The following is a 4,885-nucleotide window of genomic DNA, read 5'->3' on the forward strand; positions in this document are numbered from 1 at the left end:
CTTATAGCCCCGAACTGAATCCGGATGAGTACTTGAATAATGACATCAAGAACAACGCATCACAAAGTCATCGACCGGCCACGAAGAAGGAGCTGCAGGAGAACGTGCGATTCTATCTTCGTGTGACGCAGAAACGACCGGACATAGTCCGGCGGTTCTTCAAAGCTCCCAAGGTCGCCTATGCCGCCTGAATGTGTCTATAATAAAATGACCCCATTAATAACTGCCGCTGTCTTCCTCGTCATATTAATGGGTGCAGGTTAGAGTTGCTCTTGCAGGAGGGCGGACTCTTTATCCGCCTTTGGGCAGGCAGGAATGCCCGCCCTCCCTGAGCAACTATTTGATGCCCCCCGTAATAAATGACACTTCGCCTGAGTTGAGATGCAAATTGTCGCCGATTACAGTCGATGAATAGCCGATAAGAACGCCGAAGACTAAAAGGTTCAATCGGCTCAGATGGGTAGTGGCCTGCATGATATTTCCTTAACTGGATTGGTAAGAAACTGAATTGTATGAATCTAATTTCGTAGTACGGTGTTCTTCAGCGCACAATGGTGATTCTTCGAACGTCATTCCAAACACTATTCCTTAAATGCAGAATGTAATCTCCAGCAGGCAAATTTCGGGTAGGTATTGAGTACATGCCGATCAATCCAGTTCCAATAGTATGGTTTTTGTGTATTATCCTACCGTCTAAAGAATAGACAATGAATTCGACCGGTTGGCTTTCGAGCGACAGGAGTTCGATACGTACATCGCCATTGCTTGGGTTCGGATATGGTGCCGAGATGAGCCATTCCTTTGAGTCATTCACTGTGTCGCTGGCGTCGGCTCCCAATGAGTGGTATATCTCTATGTAGATCACTCGCCGTTCAACAAGATACCCATCAGTGGCATTAATGAGGAGTGTGTCCCTTCCGGCGCGCCAATAAAACACTGAATCGACGGCTTCCTCAGCGAATGCCCCTCGACCATAGTGAACATAATCCGAACTTGTCCATCGAACATCAAAATATCCTTGTCCCGGATTTCCGCCGCTAACACGGTGATGGATAAGGTAGCCTACCGAATACCTTTCATAATTGGCACCCGGGGGCGGATAGGATATTCCCGGGCCTCGCCTTCGTCGATCTGAAGGAAAAGCACCGATGTCAGGAAAGGTCTCATCTGCATCGTACCCGATCCTCAATGACCCTGCATCAATCGCTTTGCATCCCGGAAGTATCCCATAGGGCCTATCACCAAAGGTGATGAAATGTGGCTCGAAGTAGATATTCTCCAACCGGTCGCAAGAGTCGCCGTTTGCATTCGTCATTGCCAATTCACCAACTCCTCGTGGAAGATAATCGATTCGGTTGTAATTGCGTCCGTTTCCCCATAGCATATTGTTATGAAATTCTCCACTAAAGGGTCTGTACTGAAAAACCCCGTACCAAATATTATTCACTATCATGTTATTGAAAACTGCGGCATTATTTTGGCCTCCGCCGAGAGTTATACCTTCGCGGACATTATTCGAAATCGTATTGTTGTAGACCCTGCGATATCCGTCGAGAAATACATTGAGACCGGCATGATTGGAATCGATCACGTTATGGTGAATTATACCGTAAGAAGCGATATTTATACCCACGCTATATGCCGCATTTTCAATCAGGCCGCAAAGCCGGACAATATTATTAAAGACAACCACTGTATCTGCAATAAGCCCCAACGCGTAATCTCGGCCCGATACAAATAGATTGCCCTCGCAAGTGGCGCTAACCGCTCCGTAGATTGCCACAAGTTTATATGATCCAATGAATTTACTCTCCGACAGAATAATCCTCTCGCAATCCATCGTATATAGACCAAAGGAATTGCAATATGATATGGTCGTAGAGTGAATGTCCAGCGATGCAAGACGATAGGCAAATACGCCTGTATCAGCCATGCTGATTGTCAAGTAACTCATATCTACCGTGACATCATTCTGTAGCAATCGGATTCCGCGCCACATCCTGTTAGGTCTGCGAGAAGAGAAACGGATTGAATCTTCCGAGGTTCCAGTGGCAACTATCATACCGTTAATATAGAAACCCAATGATGGGTCAAACAACACTGATACTCCCGGTCCAATCCTTAGCGTATCCCCCTCCGCCACCCACGTCGAATCGACAACGATGTAGGGGTTGCCCTCGCGCGTCCACTCGCCCGACACCCGCCCCGAGACCCACGTCGTGTCCGCGCATACCTCTCCCGCGCCCCCAACGATCCCCATCACCACCACAAGCAGCCACACAGCCAACCCCGCCGCCAGCCAATGTCTTCTCTCTTGCTTCATGATTTCACTTGTTACTTGCCTTTCATCCCGCCTTATGCCTTCGCCCACGCTGCACCTTTTCTAACTCATCACAAACGGCACTTCCTGCCCGCAATTCCAGCAACTGCCCGCTTCGATTCCAAGCACTTCAACCGTCTCTCCCAACCGCTTGACCAGCAGTTCTCCGCAGCCGGGGCATAGGCTGTCCAGGCCCGTTCCGGTCGTATTTCCGGGATAGACCCAGTCGAGGTAAGAGCGCGCCAAATCGCAGGCTTCGGCCAGAAACGCCGGATCGGTCGGCTGCTCGTCATAGCGGTGCGACGGGAAGAAGCGGGTCAGGTGGAGCGGTATTTGGCGGTCGAGTGCGGCGACCCACTTCGCGACGGCTTCGATTCGTTCCAGACGGTCGTTCACGCCGGTTACGACGAGGTGCGTAATTTCGACGTGCTTGCCGGCGTCGTGAGCCATCCGGATCGTCCGCTGGACGTCTTCCAGACGCCCGCCGCAATGGTGGCGATAGCAGGCGTCGTCGGACGACTTCAGGTCGATGTTGAAAGCGTCGGCGACCTCCAACAGTCGCTTCAATGGCTCGGCGTTGATGTAGCCGTTGGTGATGAAGACGTTGACCAGGTCGCGCTCGCGCAAGACGCGGCCGGCGTCGAGGAGGTATTCGAGCCAGATGAGCGGCTCGGCGTAGGTATAAGCCGCGCCGATGCCATCGACGGCATCGACCATATCGGCCAGTTCCTCCGGGCCGACCGACCGGGTCGGCGCGCGATTCTGGCTAATGGGCCAGTTCTGGCACCAACTGCAGGTGAGGTTGCAGCCGTTCGGGCCGACCGAGAGGATTTCGCTGCCGGGGTAGTAGTGATAGAGCGGCTTCTTTTCGATGGGATCGATCTGCAGCGAACAGACCTGGCCGTAGTTGACCGCGATCAGTTTACCGCCGATCACCTGCCGCCCGCCGCAGACGCCGATGTCGCCTTCGCCGAGGGTGCAATATAGCGGGCAAACCTCGCACCGGATGCGTCGTCCCTGGCGGCTCTGGAAAGGAACCTCGATCAGCGGCTGACCGACAAAGGAGGGACGCGCTGTAAGTCTTAGATTATCATTCATACGAAAGACTTACGCAGCAGGAACTGCACCTGTTGGCGATTACTCTCCATATCGGCACTGGAGTGTTGCCTATCGATCGTCATCCTTCGCCTTTGCGCTCAAAGGCGATCCTCGGATCGACGACCGAATATAGAATGTCTGAGAGCAATATCCCGAAGAGGGTCAGGAAACTGACTATAGTAAGTTCGGCCATAATGACCGGGTAGTCGCGCGCCAGAATCGCCTCCCACGCCAGCCGGCCCATGCCGGGAATGGTGAAGATCGTCTCGATGATGATCGAGCCGCCGAGCAACGCCGGCAGAAGGCTTGACAAGAGGGTCACAATTGGAATCAGCGAATTGCGCAGGGCATGCTTATAGATGACGACCCGCTCGGATAGCCCCTTGGCGCGAGCGGTAGTGATGTAATCCTGCCGCACCACTTCGAGCATAGCCGTGCGCATATAGCGCGAGAGCACCGCGAGCGAAGCATAGGTCATACAGAAGACCGGCAGCACCAGATGCCATGCCGCGTCCCAAACCCGCGACCAGAAGGGAAGCGCTTCGGCGCCGACCGAAGCCAGCCCGAAGACTGGAAACCAATCGAAGAAATCGCCGCCGCCAAAGAAGACGATCAGCATCGTCGCCACCCAGAACGAAGGCAGCGAATAGAGTATGAACAGAATTAACGTAAGGAACCGGTCGAAGCGGGAATACTGATGCGACGCCGAGTAGATGCCGATCGGTATCGAAAGGAGGTAGGCGATCACCAGCGAAGTGAGCGCCAGCCGGATTGAGACGGGAACACGTTCTTTCAACAACTCCCAGACTGGCTTTTGGAACTTGATCGACTCCCCGAAATCAAACGTCGAGATCCGGCGCAGCCAGAGGAAATAGCGCGTATGGAGCGGCTTGTCGAGGCCATAGAGTTCACGCGTCTTAAGGATCACCTCTTCGCTGATGCCTGACTCGGCGAAACTGCCGCCGGCGGCTTGAGCCTTCATCGCAGCTGGATCGCCCGGCGCCAGATGGATGATCAGAAAGGCGACTACCGTGATTCCGAAAAGGGTCGGGATCATCAGCAACAGTCGCTTCAGGATATAAGAAGACAAAGGAGGCTCGGGGCTTAGGGCTTAAGACTTAGGGCTTAAGGTTTAGTAAGCAAGTAAGACGTTTGCACCAGGCGGGATTTTGTTACTTCACCCTCGGTGGCCGACTTGCGAAACCTGATTAAGTGTGCCGTCGGATGTCCCCATCCGACGGCGGAGCGGTCAGATGAAGACATCTGACCGCACAATTGGCTCCCATCCCTGTGGTGAAAACAGCAAATGCCTATCGCTGGATCAGGGATAACAATTTTGGTCTTAGTGTTTATCCGTAAATAACGCCTACTTTTCTGTAGGCAATGATGGCGCAAGCCAATTGCGCTAGGGCCACATAGCTTGCTGTTCTCTTCTCATAGCGAACCAACAGCTTTCTGAATCGGTTC

4 protein-coding genes are annotated in these 4,885 nt (G+C 53.0%); all 4 read right to left on the bottom strand.

Going from position 1 to position 4,885, the window contains the following annotated elements:
• Positions 1-541: 541 nt before the first annotated feature.
• Complete coding sequence (locus tag FJY67_11335) at positions 542-2,371, bottom strand: hypothetical protein (protein MBM3330040.1); 1,830 nt, start codon at positions 2,369-2,371, stop codon at positions 542-544.
• 12 nt (positions 2,372-2,383) lie between these two features.
• Positions 2,384-3,418 carry an AmmeMemoRadiSam system radical SAM enzyme gene (gene amrS / locus FJY67_11340; protein MBM3330041.1) on the bottom strand — a complete coding sequence of 345 codons (1,035 nt, stop codon included), beginning with the start codon at positions 3,416-3,418 and terminating at the stop codon, positions 2,384-2,386.
• Positions 3,419-3,497: 79 nt separating this feature from the next.
• Positions 3,498-4,508 (bottom strand): ABC transporter permease, encoded by a 1,011-nt coding sequence (locus FJY67_11345; protein ID MBM3330042.1) that lies wholly within the window; start codon positions 4,506-4,508, stop codon positions 3,498-3,500.
• 259 nt (positions 4,509-4,767) lie between these two features.
• The coding region (locus FJY67_11350) for an IS5/IS1182 family transposase (protein ID MBM3330043.1) at positions 4,768-4,885 on the bottom strand (118 nt) is incomplete at its 5' end.

Source organism: Calditrichota bacterium (assembly GCA_016867835.1).
GTDB lineage: Bacteria > Electryoneota > AABM5-125-24 > Hatepunaeales > Hatepunaeaceae > VGIQ01.

Bases quoted from the DNA above. Each gene is read 5' to 3' on its own strand.
- amrS (MBM3330041.1), bottom strand. From the start codon at position 3,418: ATGAATGATAATCTAAGACTTACAGCGCGTCCCTCCTTTGTCGGTCAG.